Below are 15,525 nucleotides of genomic sequence, written 5' to 3'. Positions count from 1 at the left end.
CCGGCTTTTCAAGCCGGGTCTCAGTTCACAGGTCCAGAATTGTGCTGCCGGTCGTCTGCCGCGCTTCTAACGCGCGATGTGCATCGGCGATCTGGTCAAGTGCAAAGCGCTGATCGATGTGGATCTTGACTTCTCTGCCCTCGACCTTGCCGAACAAGCGGCGCGCCATTGCCTGACAGACGGAGTGGTCCGCAATATGGGTGAACAAAGTGGGGCGGGTGATCTTGAGCGATCCTTTCTGGCCCAGAACACCAATATCGAATGGCGGCACCGGCCCCGAGGCGTTGCCGAAGGAAATCATCATTCCCAAGGGTTTCAGGCAGTTCAACGATCCTTCGAACGTGTCCGCCCCCACGGAATCCATAACCACATCCACACCCTTGCCTTTGGTGATCTCGGCCACCCGTTCGGCGAAATTCTCAGAGCGGTAGTTGATGCAATGCGCGGCCCCGTTGAACCGGGCGAGGCTGCATTTCTCGTCGGTTCCCGCCGTGCCAATCAGAGTAATCCCTTCTGACTTCGCCCATTGGCAGGCGATCAGTCCGACCCCACCCGCCGCTGCGTGGAACAGCACCGTATCCCCGCGTTTCAGCGGAGTGGTTCGGTGAAACAGGTATTCAACTGTCAAACCCTTCAACATCATTGCCGCAGCAGCGTCGAAAGAGATGCCATCCGGCAAAGGGCACACCTGTGCCGCAGGCATTACGCGGGCCTCGCAATACGCGCCGGGTGGGGCTGCCGCATACGCGGCCCGCTGACCGGGTTGCAGGTGCGTTACCCCTTCCCCAACGGCCTCGACGACACCCGCCGCCTCCATCCCCAACGCATGGGGGAGTTCCAGGGGATACAATCCAGTGCGTTGATAAACATCGATAAAGTTTAGACCGCAGGCATGATGACGGATACGTATTTCACCCGGTCCGGGGTCGCCCAATGGCCTGTCTTCGATCCGCAGAACCTCGGGCCCGCCGAATTCGTGCAATACCACCGTTTTCGCTGTTGTCTGCATCCTGACCTCCTCTTGCCTGACATCAAGCTAACATGACTGCGATGCGGAGCAATCGTCCGATATCAGAGTGTTGATCAGGATTCCGCCAAACTGTGCTATACTGCGATCAGGCGTTGTCGGCTGGTCCGGCCACGGACAACTTTATGCCGGATCCATTCCGCGGCGCAAATCTCGCCAGGAAAGGGGATGAAAATGGCTAAAACAATCGGAAATCCGATCAGTTGGGCAGCCCAGAATCTGGGGGCGGCCAGTGATCATGTCTCGGATAGCGTTTCAAAACTCGGAAGCGCAGATACCAAGCATTTGCCGATGGTGCAGACATTGACGATGCAAGATCTGCGCGCCTGCCTGAAGGCGGGGTATCACGACTTTGTCGAAACACGGGCGGATGCCATATTCATCGTGCTGATCTACCCGATCGCGGGACTTTTGATGTTCGGCTTTGCCCTGAACGTCAACATGGTGCCACTTCTGGCGCCTCTGATCGCCGGTTTTGCCTTGATCGGTCCAGTCGCAGCTGTGGGGCTGTATGAGATCAGCCGCAAACGAGAACAGGGCAGCACGGTGCATTGGTTGGATGCGTTCGGTGTATTCCGCTCTCCGGCTTTCGGCGCAATTCTGGTTTTGGGCTTCTATCTGGTGATGCTTCTGCTGATCTGGCTGATGGTGGCGCAGAGCATTTACACGCATACAATGGGACCAGAAGCCCCCGCGTCACTTGGCACTTTTGCCAAGCAGGCCGTCACTACGGTTGCAGGCTGGACCATGATGGTTGTCGGACTCGCCGTTGGGTTCGTGTTCGCTCTTTGCGCTCTGGCGATCAGCGTCGTCAGCTTTCCGTTGCTTCTGGACCGGCAAGTCGGATTGCCGGTGGCGGTCGTGACGTCGTTTCGCGTGTTGCGTCACAACCCCGGCGTCATCTTGACCTGGGGGTTCATCGTGGCGGCCCTTCTGTTTGTGGGTGCCCTGCCGATGCTGTTGGGCCTGATCATAGTGATGCCGGTTCTGGGCCATGCCACATGGCACCTGTACCGCCGCGCGGTTGCGTGAACGCGCGGGTCTGCCCCGCGCGCGCAGAGTTCAGCCTGCCACGTTCAGGACGATCTTGCCAATATGGCCCGAGCTTTCCATGCGTGCATGGGCGGCCGCAGCCTCGGCCAGATCAAATTCGCTGTCCATGACAGGCGCAACCTTGCCAGCCTCAAGCAGAGGCCAGACAGCTTCGCGCAGGTCCTGCGCAATCCGGGCCTTGGCCAGATCGCTTTGCGGGCGCAGGGTGCTGCCGGTCAGGGTCAGGCGCTTGACCATCATCAGCGCAAAGTTCAGCTCGACCACCGGGCCTTGTAGAAACGCGATCTGGACCAGCCGCCCATCCTCGGCCAGAGCTTTGACGTTGCGCGGGATATAGTCGCCTCCGACCATGTCGAGGATAAGGTTTGCCCCACCTTCGGCCCGCATGACGGCCACAAAATCCTCATCGCGGTAGTTGATCGCCCTTTCCGCACCCAGCTTGACGCAAGCCTGACATTTTTCATCCGACCCTGCGGTGGCAAAAACGCGGGCGCCAAAGGCATTGGCCAACTGGATGGCCGTCGTGCCAATCCCGCTCGAGCCGCCATGGACCAGAAATCGTTCACCGGCCTTCAGCCCGCCCCGCGTAAACACGTTGGACCAGACGGTGAAAAAGGTCTCGGGCAGGCAGGCCGCCTCTTTCATTCCCATGCCGGCAGGAACCGGCAGGCAATGGGCAGCAGGGGTGGCGACATATTCGGCATAGCCGCCGCCCGGCAGCAACGCGCAGACCTGATCCCCGACGGACAGTCCTTCGACCCCGGCCCCGATCGAGACCACTTCGCCCGAAGCCTCAAGCCCCGGCAAGTCGCTGGCGCCGGGCGGCGGATCGTAAGCGCCCGCGCGCTGCAACGCATCCGGACGGTTCACACCGGCATAGGCCACTTTCAGAACGACCTGCCCCGCACCCGGTTCGGGAATCGGTCGCTCGGTCAGTTGCAAAACATCGGGACCACCCGGTTCGGTGATCTCAACAGCGCGCATCATCTGGGTCATAGGCACCTCCTTTGCCCAATGCCTAGCAGGCATCAGGGCCAAGGCCCAGCACCAAGACGCGCTACTTTCGGGGGTTCAGCATTCCCGGAAGATCGGCCCGCATTTTTACCGGAGCCTTCACCTGACCCGCCAGCCAGTTCGGAACCGCCAGGAACGGTTTCAACACCGGGTTGTCGCGCAACTGCGCCTTGAGCTTTTCAAACTCCATGACATTTGCGATCCGGCGATCCAGAAACTCCCACGTATTCTGATGATCCGGGCTGTCATCGCCCAGCCAAAACAGCAGGGTCGAGGAATAGACACCCGACAAAGTGGCCCGCTTCGTGTACCAGTTCACATCATCCGAACTGTCGCCCAGCGCATCCCAGATCAGATCGCAGGTCTGCCAAACCGCCTTGGCACCGTCGGCCGCATGGGTTGGCAGGGAAAACAGCGTCATGCCCCGGCGCACCAGTTCTTTGTCCTCGACGGCCTGCAACCGGAACCGAACCGCAGCTGCAATCCTGTCGCGGAATTTCAGTTCGCTCAGGTCCTCGGACCTGATGCGGTCCAGCATCGCCTGATCCCCGCGCGCGTGGTAGGCCAGCGCCAGATCCACCGCGCCGCGCGGACAAATCGCGCGTGCCAGACCGTCATCCAGACCACAGTCGGAAATGGAGGCGCGGAAACTGGATTCCGACCACCCATCGAAGGGAACATGGATCAGCATCGCATCCAAAAGCTGCTGTTTTGCATCTTCATATGTGGTCGTCATGGCGGTTCTCCGGTTGTCGGGCCCAGTACTAGACAAGTTAGAGCGGCTTTGCTATACGGCCAACTCCTGCAATTTCCTTGCAACTCTATCTAGAAAGGTGGTGACAACCACATGCAGGTTAGTGTTCGCGACAACAACGTCGATCAGGCGCTTCGTGCCCTGAAGAAAAAGCTGCAGCGCGAAGGCGTGTTTCGTGAAATGAAGCTTAAGCAACATTTCGAGAAACCGTCCGAGAAAAAAGCGCGCGAGAAGGCTGAAGCGATCCGTCGTGCCCGTAAACTGGCACGTAAGAAAGCACAGCGCGAAGGTTTGCTCTAAGACCTTTGGTCTCGTCCAGCTTTGGATGACACTATTTGACGACCCCCGAGGCATCGCCCGGGGGTTTGTCGTTTCGGGGATCGGTTTCAATCCGCCGACTCGTGGTACCGGCTGTGCGGCAAGCCGCCATTTCCTCACCAGCAACATTTTGCCCGGCATTTTGCAGCGCAGCGAATCCCGCACCGGTAGCATCGCGCCGCCAAAACTCGCCTGAAGTGAACCGCCCCCTACCACCATCGATATCCCGACCTCTAAGTGAGCCCGTCCGGAAGGACACAAACACAAACGGAGGCAAAAATGTCGACTGCAAGTACATTCGAACGCGAGATGCTGGAGCTGATCAACCAGGAACGCACATCCCGCGGGCTCAACCCGCTTCAGCTTGAGACGCAGCTGAACGATTCATCCGAAGATCACAGCACCTGGATGCTGGACACAGACACGTTCAGCCACACCGGTTCGGGCGGTTCCAGTGCGACCCAGCGGATGCAAAACGCCGGGTTCGATCTTGAGGGCAACTGGCGAACCGGCGAAAACATCGCATGGCAGTCCGAACGCGGGCAGCCCGGCATCAGCGATGACGTGGCTCAGTTGCACCAGAACCTGATGAACAGCCCGGGCCACCGCGCCAATATTCTGAACCCGGATTTCAAATATATCGGGATCGGTATCGAAACCGGCGATATGCAGGGTTTTGATGCGGTGATGGTCACCCAGAACTTTGCCGCAACCGACGCGGCAGTCATGCTGGACAACGGCAATACGAACACACCGCCCGTTCCGCCAACCACGCCGGACGAAGTTGCCGTTCCGGAAGAGCCGGAACCTGAAACACCTGACACCGACGTCACCGAGACAGAAGAGCCGGAACCCGAAACACCTGACACCGACGTCACCGAGACCGAGGAACCGGAGCCCGAAACACCTGACACCGACGTCACCGAGACAGAAGAGCCGGAACCCGAAACACCTGACACCGACGTCACCGAGACCGAGGAACCGGAGCCCGAAACACCCGACACCGACGTCACCGAGACCGAGGAACCGGAGCCCGAAACGCCGGACGTGGACGTGGTTGACGGCGGTGAGGCCGAGACGTTCTGCTTTGACGTTCAGGCCTTCCTGGATGAAATCGCCAGTTTCCTCGAAAACCTGCAAGCGCAGTTTGACGAGTTCAACTGGGGTGACGATATGAACGGCGACACGGACGTGGCGGACACCGATGATATCGACATGATGCCGACCGTCGACGTCACGCCGGAAACGGAATCCGAGCCTGCGGGTACCGAAACAGCCGACGTCGATGACTGTGACATCACAATGGTCAACTTCTTCCACTTTGACTGCATGATGGATGCAGCCTGATCAGTTGACCCTGTGCGAGGCCGGCCGTGTCGGCCTCGCATATTCCGGCTCAGAGCCTGATTTTGCTTCAGTAGATCTTTGGTACATATAGTTCATCCGGCAAAACGCGGCGTTCGTATTCCGGGTTGTACTTGCGATCGGGCAGATTGACCTTTTCTTGAGGCACGTCCTCGTAAGGGATTTTTGTCAAAAGATGCTCGATACAGTTCAGCCTTTCGCGTTTTTTGTCATTGCCTTCGACGATGTACCACGGGGCCTCGGGAATATTGGTTCGGAAAAGCATATCCTCTTTGGCCTTTGTGTAGGATTCCCAGCGGATGCGGGATTCCAGATCCATCGGTGACAGCTTCCATTGCTTCATCGGATCGTGAATACGCATGAGGAATCGCAACTGCTGTTCCTCATCCGTGATCGAGAACCAGTATTTCAACAGAATGATCCCTGACCGCACCAGCATCCGTTCGAATTCCGGAACGTCCTGAAAGAATTGTTCAACCTGGTCCTCGGACGCAAAACCCATCACCCGCTCGACGCCGGCCCGGTTGTACCAGGAGCGGTCGAACAGAACGATTTCACCCGCCGCCGGCAGATGCGGTACGTAGCGCTGGAAATACCACTGGCTTTGCTCTCGGCGGCTGGGTGCCGGCAATGCCACCACGCGCGCGACGCGCGGGTTCAGACGCTGGGTGATCCGCTTGATCACGCCCCCTTTACCGGCACTGTCACGGCCTTCAAACAGGATACAGACCTTGGCTCCGGTATGCTGTACCCAGTCCTGAACCTTGATCAATTCGGCTTGCAGGCGCAGCAGGTTGCGGAAGTAAACCTTGCGATCCAACATGTCCGGATGCTGTTCCCGATAGATTTTGCGGACTTCCATCGACAGCATCGGCTCACTGAATTCTATCTCGAAATCTTCGTCCAGCGTGTCCTCCAGCTCGGCTTCCAGCCAGTCTTTGGGGGCGCCAGTGTTTTCGTTGTCCAAGGTCAGCTCCTTCTCGGTCTTCGGGTTCGGACCATATCGGGCCCGTGTTACCGTCTGATGTCACCAGATGAATTGATGCGAGGGTCACGAGTCCTGCGGCTGTTGTCACGCCTACAAATCAGGTCCAGCGCGGGTATACGGTCTTTCCCCTGAATTTGTACATCTGGCCCGCGGGATACAAGCGTCTGAATTGACGCAATGCACGGCGCTTGGCCATGGCTGCTTGCATTGCCTCGTTTTGGTGCGGCATCACGGTGCGCATGACAAAGACGAGGCGATTGTGACATTCCTTCTTTCCGTGATGCCCGCGATCTGGCCCTGGCTTGTTCTGATATTAGCGCAATTGATGGTGCTGACCCGGCGGACAGGCATCGGCTTTTCGTTGCTGGCTTTGTTCATCAGCATTGCTTCGGCGACAGGATTGATGTCACCCATGGCGATCGCCGCGGTGGCCTTTGGTCTGGTCGGAGCTTCGTTGCTGCCCCATCTGAAAGGGTGGCCTGCTGTCGCCGGACACCTGTTGTTGATCCTGTGGTGCCTGGTCATGGGTGCCCATCTGCTGCCGGGATTCGAAAATTTGAAAATTCTGGATCAGGTACAGGCAGGTGCGGGAAGCGCCAGTTTCACCCTGCATCTGAACCTGGACAAACCGATGGTCTTCTTTGCCGTTCTTCTGGCCTGGCCCCGGATGCTGCGCGGCAAAACGCAGATCAAACGCACGGCTTTGCTGGCAGGGTTGCTGCTCTTGCCGGGGCTGTTTCTGTTGGGGCTTGCCTTTGGCGCGGTGCAGCCGGAATTTTCGGTCCCGCCCTGGTGGCTGGTATTTACCCTGTCCAACCTGTTTCTGACCTGCCTGACGGAAGAAGCCTTCTTTCGTGGCTATCTGCAATCAGCCATCTCCTCGCGCTTCGGGGCCGCTTGCAGCGTGATCGCAGCCAGCCTGCTGTTCGGACTGGCCCATGTCGCCGGGGGTACGGCGCTGGTGGTTTTTGCTTCCATTCTCGGGCTGGCCTGCGGATTGGGATACTATGCAACCAGACGCCTGTGGGTGCCTGTGATGATGCATTTTGGGTTCAACCTGACCCACCTTTTTCTGTTCACCTATCCCGGGTCTTTATGACAATCAGACGGGCAAGGCAGTGGTCTTGAACACGGTACGCAAGGCAAACGAGCTTTGCATTTGCGCCACCCCGGGCAGGCGCGACAGGTATTGCCGATGGATGCGGGCGAAATCTTCGGTGTTTTCCGCCACAACTTTCAGAATGTAATCCGCCGTACCAGCCATCAGATGGCATTCCAGCACATCCGGTATCCGGGCTACCGCCTTTTCAAACGCATCCAGAACCTCTTCGGCCTGACCCTGTAGCGTGATCTCGACAAAGACCGTTGTCGGCACGTTCATCTTCCGCGCATCCAGCAGCGCCACGTAGTTGCGAATGTAGCCTTCAACCTCCAGCCGCTGAACACGCCGGTGGCAAGCCGACGGAGACAGGTTGACCTGTTCAGACAATTCCGAATTCGACATCCTGCCGTTTTTTTGCAGTGCCGCCAGAATCTTTCGATCAGTCGTATCCAAGCTCATTTGCGCAAGTCCTTTGCGATATTTTTACACATTGCGCGAAATTCTTCCAAAAAAAAACGCATTGACACGTTTTCTTTCACAGAAATTGCGCGACAAAATGCACATAATTTAAGCAGCTTATGAACGGAGAGCCCAATGAAAATCGGTTGCCCCAAGGAAATCAAACCTCAGGAATTCCGCGTCGGGATGACGCCCAATGCTGCTCAGGAAGCAGTTGCACGTGGTCACGAAGTCCTGATCGAATCCGGCGCAGGCATCGGCGCGGGATTTGACAACGACGCCTATGTCGCGGCTGGCGCACGTATCATCGACACTGCGGAAGAGGTGTTTGCCACCGCCGACATGATCGTCAAGGTCAAAGAACCCCAGGCCGTGGAACGCAAGATGCTGCGCGAAGGGCAGCTGCTGTTCACCTATCTGCACCTGGCTCCGGACCCGGATCAGACGCATGACCTGCTGGAATCGGGTTGTACTGCCATCGCCTATGAAACTGTGACCGATGCGAACGGCGGCCTGCCCCTGCTGGCACCGATGTCCGAAGTCGCCGGTCGTCTGGCCCCTCAGGTCGGATCGTGGACCCTGCAAAAGGCCAATGGCGGGCGCGGCGTGCTGATGGGTGGCGTACCCGGTGTCGGCCCTGCCAAAGTGGTCGTAATCGGCGGCGGCGTCGTAGGAACCCATGCGGCGAAGATCGCCGCCGGTATGGGCGCGGATGTCACCGTTCTGGATCGCTCTTTGCCGCGGCTGCGCTATCTGGACGACGTCTTTGGCGGCACCTTCAAGAACCAGTATTCGACCGCAGGTGCCACGGCCGAGCTGATCCAGGATGCCGATATGGTCATCGGTGCCGTTCTGATCCCCGGCGCTGCGGCCCCAAAACTTGTCTCGCGCGCCCAGCTGTCGACGATGAAACCCGGTGCCGTACTTGTCGATGTTGCCATCGATCAGGGCGGGTGCTTCGAAACGTCGAAAGCCACCACCCATGCCGACCCGATCTACGACGTCGACGGCATCATGCACTACTGCGTTGCCAACATGCCGGGCGCGGTGGCGCGCACCTCGACCATCGCCCTGGGCAACGCAACAATGCCGTTCATGCTGTCTCTGGCGGACAAAGGCTGGAAACAGGCGTGTCAGGACGATCCGCATCTGCTGGAAGGTCTGAACGTCCACGCTGGCAAGCTGACCTACTATGCGGTCGGCAAGGCCCTTGGTATTGACGTCGTCTCGCCCAACGTGATCGTCAAGTCGTAACCACTCCTGCCCCTGAAATCGTTTTTGAAAAGCGGTTTCCAGCGTTGGGCATAGCGCCACGCCACAGGCGTGGCGCGGTTGGACTCAAAGCGATGGTTTGAACAAAGAAAAGGGCACCGCGCCCTTGCGCGGTGCCCGGCCCAACGGGAGGAGGGCATTTTCGAATGCCCGATCGACGGGCGGGAGCCGTCACCCCTGTTTCTGGATCTCCACAGAATGAGGGTAAGGGATCGAAATACCCTTGTCGTCAAAGGCTTCTTTGATCGTTTTCGTCAGCTCGAATTTGACATCCCAATAGTCTGGCGCCGAGCACCACAGCCGTGCCGTCAGATCCACCGAACTGTCACCCAGGTTCGTTACCCGAACCCAGGGTTCCGGGTCGCTGTGAATGCGGCTGTCCGCTTTGGCCACATCCAGAATGATCTGCATGGCTTTGTCAGCGCTGTCACCATAGTCGATTCCGAATACCAGATCGACACGACGCGTGTCATGGGCAGAGTAGTTCGTGATGATCGAGCCCCATGCCTGACCGTTCGGAACAATGATTTGCACGTTGTCCGGCGTCACCAGTTCGGTGGTGAACAGGTTCAGGTCCTTTACGGTGCCCGACGTGCCGCCGATATCAACAAATTGACCCAGCTTGTAGGGCCGGAAGACAACCAGCATCACACCGGCCGCCAGATCGCTGAGTGTGCCTTGCAGCGCCAGGCCGATAGCCAGGGACGCAGCACCCAGAATGGCGACGATGCTGGTGGCTTCAATTCCGAAGATGCCTAGAACCGCAACCAGAACCATGGCGAGAATGGCCCATTTGACCAGGCTTGCCATAAAGTTCCCAAGCGTCGGATCAATATGCGGCGTCGAATTGATCCGGCGGCGAACCATGCCCCCGATTGCACCAGCCACGATCCAGCCCAGGATCAGAACGACAAGCGCCTTGACGGCACTCATGATCAGCGGGGCAAATGCACCCACCTGTGTTACGACCTCATCCACGCCCATCTCCTTTCAACAGCAAGAAACCCGCGAGGTTTTCGCGGGGGTCACCAGATTGTGAGCCAAGTTTGGCTTCCGGTCTAGGTGCGAGTTTCGTGGGATTTCCCCTTTGTTCGTCAGAAAACACGGCCTGACCAGAAATGCACATCGCCAAGGGCTTAAATAAATCAGGCGTGGCCCCTAGCTTTTACAGGGACAGCCAAACAGGAGCCCCCAATGCTGGACAACAAACCGCATCCGATCATGGCGCGCTGGCCCGCGCAATCCCCGGACAGGATTCAACTGTATTCCTATCCGACTCCAAACGGCGTGAAGGCGTCGATCATGCTGGAGGAAACCGGCCTGCCCTATGAGCCCCATCTGGTGACGCTGTCGGATGCGGATGTCAAAAGCCCCGAGTTTCTGTCGCTGAACCCAAACAACAAAATCCCAGCCATCATCGATCCCAACGGGCCGGACGGTGAGCCGCTGGCCCTGTTCGAAAGCGGGGCAATCCTGCTGTATCTGGCCGAGAAATCAGGCATGTTGCTGGGACAAAGCGCAGCAGACAAGCATCGCATTACGCAATGGCTGATGTTCCAAATGGGGGGCGTGGGGCCAATGTTTGGCCAGCTTGGCTTTTTCTACAAATTCGCGGGCAGCGAAATCGAAGACCACCGACCGCGCGAACGCTATATCAACGAGGCCAAACGCCTTTTGAACGTGGTCAACACGCAACTGGAAGGGAAAGACTGGATCGCCGGCGATTACTCCATCGCCGATATCGCTCTTGCCCCCTGGTTGAATGCTCTGGACTTCTACGGCGCGAAAGAGGTTGTTGGCTGGGACGGCTACGCCAATGTCGTCGCCTATGTCGACCGTTTCATGCAGCGCCCGGCGGTGCAGCGCGGCAAGACCATACCCGCACGCGCTTGATCTGCTTCGCAATCGACGGGGTGCCGAAACCGGCACCCGCATTGCAAAACTCAGCCCGGCAGTGCGCCCGTCAGCACATACCGCAGGATTTCAACAACCTGCGCGGGCTTTTCCGCCACGGCCAGCGCGGCTGCATCCACTTCTTTCAACGCGTGCTGATGCTCGGGACCGTGCAGCACGATAATGGATTTACCCAGCGCTGCGGCATAGCCCGCATCAAAAGCCGCGTTCCACTGTTTGTACTTGTCGCCAAACCGGACAACCACCACGTCGGCATCCGAAATGCCCTTTCGGGTCCGGATCGCGTTGACCATCGCCCCCTTGTGGTCATGCCAGTATTTGTTCGGCTCTTCCCCCAGAATGGCAACGCCGCAATCGTCGCTTGCCGCGTGGTCCGTCACCGGGCTGTTGAATGTGATGTCCAACCCCTGCGCGCCGTCGATGATCTGTTCGCGCCAATCGGTGTGGATTTCGCCAGAGAGGTACACGTTCAGCATCTTTCGTCCTCCGTAAACACGGAAAGGGCGCCACCGCCCCTTCATCTTTTCTGAAATACTACCGCCGGAGGCGGTCCTGCATCAGCCCCGCAGAACACCGCCGGTTGCCTTGGTAACCTTGGCGATGATCTTTTCGGCCACCGCTTCGATGTCCTTTTCCTTCAGCGTCTGCTCTGTCGGCTGCAAACGTACCGTTATGGCCAACGATTTTTTACCTTCACCCAGGCTGCCGCCGATGAATTCGTCAAAGACACGTACATCTTCGATCAGCGCCTTGTCGGCACCTGCCGCCGCGTTCACCAATGTCAGCGCCTCGACGTTGTCATCAACGACAAAGGCAAAGTCACGTTCAACCGCTTGCAAGTCACGCAATTCCAATGCGGCACGTGTGGCGCCGGACTTGCGGGGCAAGGGAACCTCGTCGGGCCAGATCGTAAAGGCCATTGCCGGACCCTTGATATCCATCACCTGCAACACGCGCGGGTGCAGCTCACCAAAAACACCCAGCACCTTTTTGGGACCCAGACAGATCTTGCCGTGACGACCCGGATGCCACCAGGCATCGCCGTCGCGCAGAATCTGCACCTTGGCCGGTGCTCCGATCGCCGCAAGAACGGCCTCGGCATCCGCCTTGGCATCAAAGACATCCACCGGGCGCGAGGCCCCGTGCACATCCTTGGGGCCGTTGCGGCCAACCAGCAGGCCGGCGATCTGGGTTTTCTGGTCGCCGGGTTCGCCATCGTGGAAAACGGGGCCAACCTCGAACAGGGCGACGTCGGCGTATCCGCGTGCCTGATTGCGGGCTGCGGCCTGCAACAATCCGGGCAGCAGATCGGGGCGCATGTGACTCATCTCGGACGAGATCGGGTTTTCAAGCATGCTCGCGTCATCCCCGCCACCGAACAAAGCAGCCGAAGCCTGATCGATGAACGTATAGGTGACGCATTCGTTGTAACCCAGCGCGGCGCAGGTGCGCCGCGCCATGGACTGGCGGCGCTGCGTCGGTGTCATCACCGGCTTGGGAATACCATCGGTGACACGCGGCAAGGGTTTGCCCTGCAACTTGGTCAACGAGGCGATCCGTGCGACCTCTTCCACCAGATCGGCCTCACCCATGATATCGGGGCGCCAGCTGGGCACGTGGGCCATCTCGCCCTCCAGACGGAAACCCAGACGGGTCAGCGTTTGACGCTGCTCGCTTTCGGGAATGTCCATCCCGACCAGAGACTGCACCCGTTCGGCATCCAGCTTGTACGCACGCGCGTGGTTCGGCGCTTTGCCCGCCTCGACCACTTTGGACGCTTCGCCGCCGCAGATGTCCAGAATCAACTGGGTTGCGTGCTCGAGCCCTTCCAGCGTGTATTCAGGGTCCACGCCGCGTTCGAACCGATACCGCGCGTCCGAATTGATTTTCAGCGCCCGACCCGTCAGCGCGATCTGCACATGATCCCAGAACGCGCTTTCCAGGAAGACGTTCACAGTATCCTCGGTGCAGCCAGTTTCCTGACCGCCCATGATGCCTGCGATGGATTCCGGGCCTTTGTCATCGGAAATAACCATCATGCCGGGCTGTAGCGTGTATTCCTTCTCGTCCAGCGCCACCAGGGTTTCACCGCCTTTGGCGCGGTGAACGCGAAGGTTGCCCTGCACCTTGTCCGCGTCAAACACATGCAGCGGGCGGTTATGGTCAAAGGTCATATAGTTGGTGATATCCACCAGCGCCGAAATCGGACGCAGACCGATCGCCTTCAACTGATCCTGCAACCATTGCGGGCTGGGGCCATTCTTCACACCACGGATCAGACGGCCGGTGAAATGCGGCGCGCCGTCCAGCGTGTCGTCGTCAATCGTCACCTTTATCGGGCTTTCGAAATCTCCGGGCACCGGCACGTAGTCGCGCTGTTTCAAAGTGCCGATCCCACGCGCCGCCAGATCACGCGCGATGCCTTCCACGCCCAGCGCATCGGGCCGGTTGGGAGTGATTGCGATCTCGATCACGGGATCGATTTTCGACGGGTCATTCTCGGCAAGCCAATCAACGAACCTGTCACCGACCTCGCCCGAGGGCAATTCGATGATGCCGTCATGTTCGTCCGACAATTCCAGCTCGCGCTCGGAAGCCATCATCCCAAAGCTTTCGACGCCGCGGATCTTGCCGACGCTGATCGTCAGGTCCAGACCGGGGATATACATGCCCGGTTTACAGACGACGACAGTGATCCCTTCGCGGGCGTTTGGCGCGCCGCAGATGATCTGCAACTCGCCTTCATCCGTGTCCACCTTGCAGACACGCAGCTTGTCGGCGTCAGGGTGTTTTTCCGCGTGTTTCACATAGCCCAGCGTAAAGTCCTTGAGCTTGTCAGCCGGGTTGATGACCTCTTCGACCTCAAGGCCAAGGTCGGTCAGCGCCTCAGTGATCTCATCAACCGACGCATCGGTGTCGAGGTGGTCTTTCAGCCAGGACAGAGTGAATTTCATTGCTCGGGGCCTTTTTTGGCAGATATCCAGTCGGCACAGGCAATGACAAAGAATGGGCCGGGGTGCAAGCGCCCTGCGTCACGGATAGGTAGGGGTGCGGCCCAAAAGCTCGTCCAGCTGCCGTCCGATCCAGCCGTGTGGGATGAAATGCCCACCCGGATGCGTGTCCAGTGAAACCTGCCCCTGCGTGCAATCGGTCCACTCCACCCGGCTGAGCGTCAGGATCGGCACCACGCTCCAATCGCCACGCGGCGTCGCTGTTTCGCAGCCGAATTTCTGCCGCCACAGCGCCACCGGATAGGTCGTGTCCCCTCCCGGGCCAAAGGGGAAGTCCATTACGGTATCGCTGGTTCCGTGCACATGGCGCACCTCGGCCGGGGCCTGCGGGCAGTGCTCAGTCTGACGAATGGTGCCTGCAATGCCCAAGAGCGCGGCAGTGTCATTGCCCGACTGGCAGACATAACGCCACGCCATCGCGCCGCCAAAGGAATAGCCCGAGACATAGATGCGATCCGGGTCAATCGGATAGCGTTGGGCTACATCCTCAAGCACCCGATCAGCAAAAGGCACGTCGCCCGTGTCCGAGGTCCAGAAATCCCAGCTTTTGCCCAACCCGTTCGGAGCCACCAGCAGCACACCGCGCAGCTTTGTGGCTCCGGCGATGCGCTCGTGGTTCACCACCACGGTCCCCTGCCGTGCCCAACCGTGGAAATGTAGCAACACCGGCAGAGGCGTTTCGCCGTCCCACCCATCCGGCTCCAACACATGATACGAGCGGTCCCCGACCTGACAGGCGGTATCATCGTGGCAGGTATCCACGGCAACGGCTTGGGTGGCGGTCAGCAGGAGAAGGCAGAGCAGTCGGTAAATCATCTGCCGAACCCTAACGAGCCTGCGCCCGCTGTCACGTCACAACCCCGTGCGAGATTGTGACAAGCCGCGCTGTCGCCAGACCGCGGGGTGGCGATCCGTGGTTTGAGTTGGGCGGTTTATGATTGCCAAATCCGCGCGCTGTTCGAGCGTTGTACTTGCGGAGACAAATCGCCAGCCCGTACGGGCGGTCTGGCGATAGCGCGGCGGCCTATCGGCCTTTGCTCCGCGCATTCTACTTCCGGAAATCTTTCAAGAGCTTTCTAGTCTTCTGAAGCTGCTCATTCTCGTCTTGGCGGCGAGTTTTGTCCTTTAACCAAACGTCCCCGGCGATTTGCAGAAAGTGCATTACAGGAAGAACAACTACGACTGTGAACAAGTAGCCGAACAACTCCCCGCCAAACCCGAAAACCAAGAGCATTGCGACAAATGAGA

15 protein-coding genes are annotated in these 15,525 nt (G+C 58.8%); 6 read left to right on the top strand and 9 right to left on the bottom strand.

Annotated features, from left to right (window positions below; all coding sequences use genetic code 11):
• Nucleotides 1-25: 25 nt before the first annotated feature.
• Complete coding sequence (locus tag ACR0FB_RS14215; RefSeq protein ID WP_171635052.1) at nt 26-1,009, bottom strand: quinone oxidoreductase family protein; 984 nt, start codon at nt 1,007-1,009, stop codon at nt 26-28.
• A 192-nt stretch (nt 1,010-1,201) separates the two neighbouring features.
• Between ACR0FB_RS14215 and ACR0FB_RS14210 the strand changes: the two genes are divergently transcribed.
• Complete coding sequence (locus ACR0FB_RS14210) at nt 1,202-2,059, top strand: DUF2189 domain-containing protein (protein ID WP_171635055.1); 858 nt, start codon at nt 1,202-1,204, stop codon at nt 2,057-2,059.
• Nucleotides 2,060-2,089: 30 nt separating this feature from the next.
• Here the strand turns inward: ACR0FB_RS14210 and ACR0FB_RS14205 are convergent, their stop codons facing one another.
• Together ACR0FB_RS14205 and ACR0FB_RS14200 are read right to left on the bottom strand one after the other, a co-directional pair.
• Nucleotides 2,090-3,076: an NAD(P)H-quinone oxidoreductase gene (locus tag ACR0FB_RS14205; RefSeq protein WP_480491831.1), complete on the bottom strand. Its 987-nt coding sequence runs from the start codon at nt 3,074-3,076 to the stop codon at nt 2,090-2,092.
• A gap of 61 nt (nt 3,077-3,137) precedes the next feature.
• Nucleotides 3,138-3,830, bottom strand: a complete 693-nt coding sequence (locus ACR0FB_RS14200; RefSeq protein ID WP_171206094.1) for a COQ9 family protein — start codon at nt 3,828-3,830, stop codon at nt 3,138-3,140.
• A 111-nt stretch (nt 3,831-3,941) separates the two neighbouring features.
• Between ACR0FB_RS14200 and rpsU the strand changes: the two genes are divergently transcribed.
• Both rpsU and ACR0FB_RS14190 read left to right on the top strand, forming a co-directional pair.
• A complete protein-coding gene (gene rpsU, locus ACR0FB_RS14195; protein ID WP_005614280.1) occupies nt 3,942-4,148 on the top strand; it encodes a 30S ribosomal protein S21 in 207 nt (68 codons plus the stop codon).
• Nucleotides 4,149-4,445: 297 nt separating this feature from the next.
• Entirely contained in the window at nt 4,446-5,513 is a 1,068-nt protein-coding gene (locus ACR0FB_RS14190) for a CAP domain-containing protein (protein ID WP_480621389.1), read from the top strand.
• 67 nt (nt 5,514-5,580) lie between these two features.
• Here the strand turns inward: ACR0FB_RS14190 and ppk2 are convergent, their stop codons facing one another.
• Nucleotides 5,581-6,498, bottom strand: a complete 918-nt coding sequence (gene ppk2 / locus ACR0FB_RS14185) for a polyphosphate kinase 2 (protein WP_371419726.1) — start codon at nt 6,496-6,498, stop codon at nt 5,581-5,583.
• A 280-nt stretch (nt 6,499-6,778) separates the two neighbouring features.
• On the opposite strand from ppk2, the gene ACR0FB_RS14180 reads away from it, so the two are divergent.
• Complete coding sequence (locus ACR0FB_RS14180; protein ID WP_171635062.1) at nt 6,779-7,618, top strand: CPBP family intramembrane glutamic endopeptidase; 840 nt, start codon at nt 6,779-6,781, stop codon at nt 7,616-7,618.
• 3 nt (nt 7,619-7,621) lie between these two features.
• Here the strand turns inward: ACR0FB_RS14180 and ACR0FB_RS14175 are convergent, their stop codons facing one another.
• Complete coding sequence (locus tag ACR0FB_RS14175) at nt 7,622-8,080, bottom strand: Lrp/AsnC family transcriptional regulator (RefSeq protein ID WP_152456756.1); 459 nt, start codon at nt 8,078-8,080, stop codon at nt 7,622-7,624.
• 135 nt (nt 8,081-8,215) lie between these two features.
• Here ACR0FB_RS14175 and ald point away from each other — a divergent pair, with 135 nt between their 5' ends.
• Complete coding sequence (gene ald, locus ACR0FB_RS14170; RefSeq protein ID WP_152456755.1) at nt 8,216-9,334, top strand: alanine dehydrogenase; 1,119 nt, start codon at nt 8,216-8,218, stop codon at nt 9,332-9,334.
• A gap of 189 nt (nt 9,335-9,523) precedes the next feature.
• Here the strand turns inward: ald and ACR0FB_RS14165 are convergent, their stop codons facing one another.
• Entirely contained in the window at nt 9,524-10,336 is an 813-nt protein-coding gene (locus tag ACR0FB_RS14165) for a mechanosensitive ion channel domain-containing protein (protein WP_174829446.1), read from the bottom strand.
• A 210-nt stretch (nt 10,337-10,546) separates the two neighbouring features.
• Between ACR0FB_RS14165 and ACR0FB_RS14160 the strand changes: the two genes are divergently transcribed.
• Nucleotides 10,547-11,245, top strand: a complete 699-nt coding sequence (locus ACR0FB_RS14160; protein ID WP_480621392.1) for a glutathione S-transferase family protein — start codon at nt 10,547-10,549, stop codon at nt 11,243-11,245.
• 50 nt (nt 11,246-11,295) lie between these two features.
• On the opposite strand, the gene ACR0FB_RS14155 is transcribed toward ACR0FB_RS14160, so the two are convergent.
• From ACR0FB_RS14155 to ACR0FB_RS14145, 3 genes are all read right to left on the bottom strand, one after another.
• Complete coding sequence (locus tag ACR0FB_RS14155) at nt 11,296-11,742, bottom strand: YtoQ family protein (protein ID WP_171119768.1); 447 nt, start codon at nt 11,740-11,742, stop codon at nt 11,296-11,298.
• Nucleotides 11,743-11,823: 81 nt separating this feature from the next.
• Nucleotides 11,824-14,220 carry a phenylalanine--tRNA ligase subunit beta gene (pheT, locus tag ACR0FB_RS14150; protein WP_480621393.1) on the bottom strand — a complete coding sequence of 799 codons (2,397 nt, stop codon included), beginning with the start codon at nt 14,218-14,220 and terminating at the stop codon, nt 11,824-11,826.
• Nucleotides 14,221-14,298: 78 nt separating this feature from the next.
• Nucleotides 14,299-15,093: a CE1 family esterase gene (locus ACR0FB_RS14145; RefSeq protein WP_480621394.1), complete on the bottom strand. Its 795-nt coding sequence runs from the start codon at nt 15,091-15,093 to the stop codon at nt 14,299-14,301.
• Nucleotides 15,094-15,525: the final 432 nt, after the last annotated feature.

Source organism: Ruegeria sp. P10, from assembly GCF_056534925.1.
This window is presented reverse-complemented; position numbering and strand designations above follow the sequence as displayed.

Coding starts and splice junctions, on each gene's coding strand:
- ACR0FB_RS14215 (WP_171635052.1), bottom strand. CDS start 1,009: ATGCAGACAACAGCGAAAACGGTGGTATTGCACGAATTCGGCGGGCCC.
- ACR0FB_RS14210 (WP_171635055.1), top strand. CDS start 1,202: ATGGCTAAAACAATCGGAAATCCGATCAGTTGGGCAGCCCAGAATCTG.
- ACR0FB_RS14205 (WP_480491831.1), bottom strand. CDS start 3,076: ATGACCCAGATGATGCGCGCTGTTGAGATCACCGAACCGGGTGGTCCC.
- ACR0FB_RS14200 (WP_171206094.1), bottom strand. CDS start 3,830: ATGACGACCACATATGAAGATGCAAAACAGCAGCTTTTGGATGCGATG.
- rpsU (WP_005614280.1), top strand. CDS start 3,942: ATGCAGGTTAGTGTTCGCGACAACAACGTCGATCAGGCGCTTCGTGCC.
- ACR0FB_RS14190 (WP_480621389.1), top strand. CDS start 4,446: ATGTCGACTGCAAGTACATTCGAACGCGAGATGCTGGAGCTGATCAAC.
- ACR0FB_RS14175 (WP_152456756.1), bottom strand. CDS start 8,080: ATGAGCTTGGATACGACTGATCGAAAGATTCTGGCGGCACTGCAAAAA.
- ald (WP_152456755.1), top strand. CDS start 8,216: ATGAAAATCGGTTGCCCCAAGGAAATCAAACCTCAGGAATTCCGCGTC.
- ACR0FB_RS14165 (WP_174829446.1), bottom strand. CDS start 10,336: ATGGGCGTGGATGAGGTCGTAACACAGGTGGGTGCATTTGCCCCGCTG.
- ACR0FB_RS14160 (WP_480621392.1), top strand. CDS start 10,547: ATGCTGGACAACAAACCGCATCCGATCATGGCGCGCTGGCCCGCGCAA.
- ACR0FB_RS14155 (WP_171119768.1), bottom strand. CDS start 11,742: ATGCTGAACGTGTACCTCTCTGGCGAAATCCACACCGATTGGCGCGAA.
- pheT (WP_480621393.1), bottom strand. CDS start 14,220: ATGAAATTCACTCTGTCCTGGCTGAAAGACCACCTCGACACCGATGCG.
- ACR0FB_RS14145 (WP_480621394.1), bottom strand. CDS start 15,093: ATGATTTACCGACTGCTCTGCCTTCTCCTGCTGACCGCCACCCAAGCC.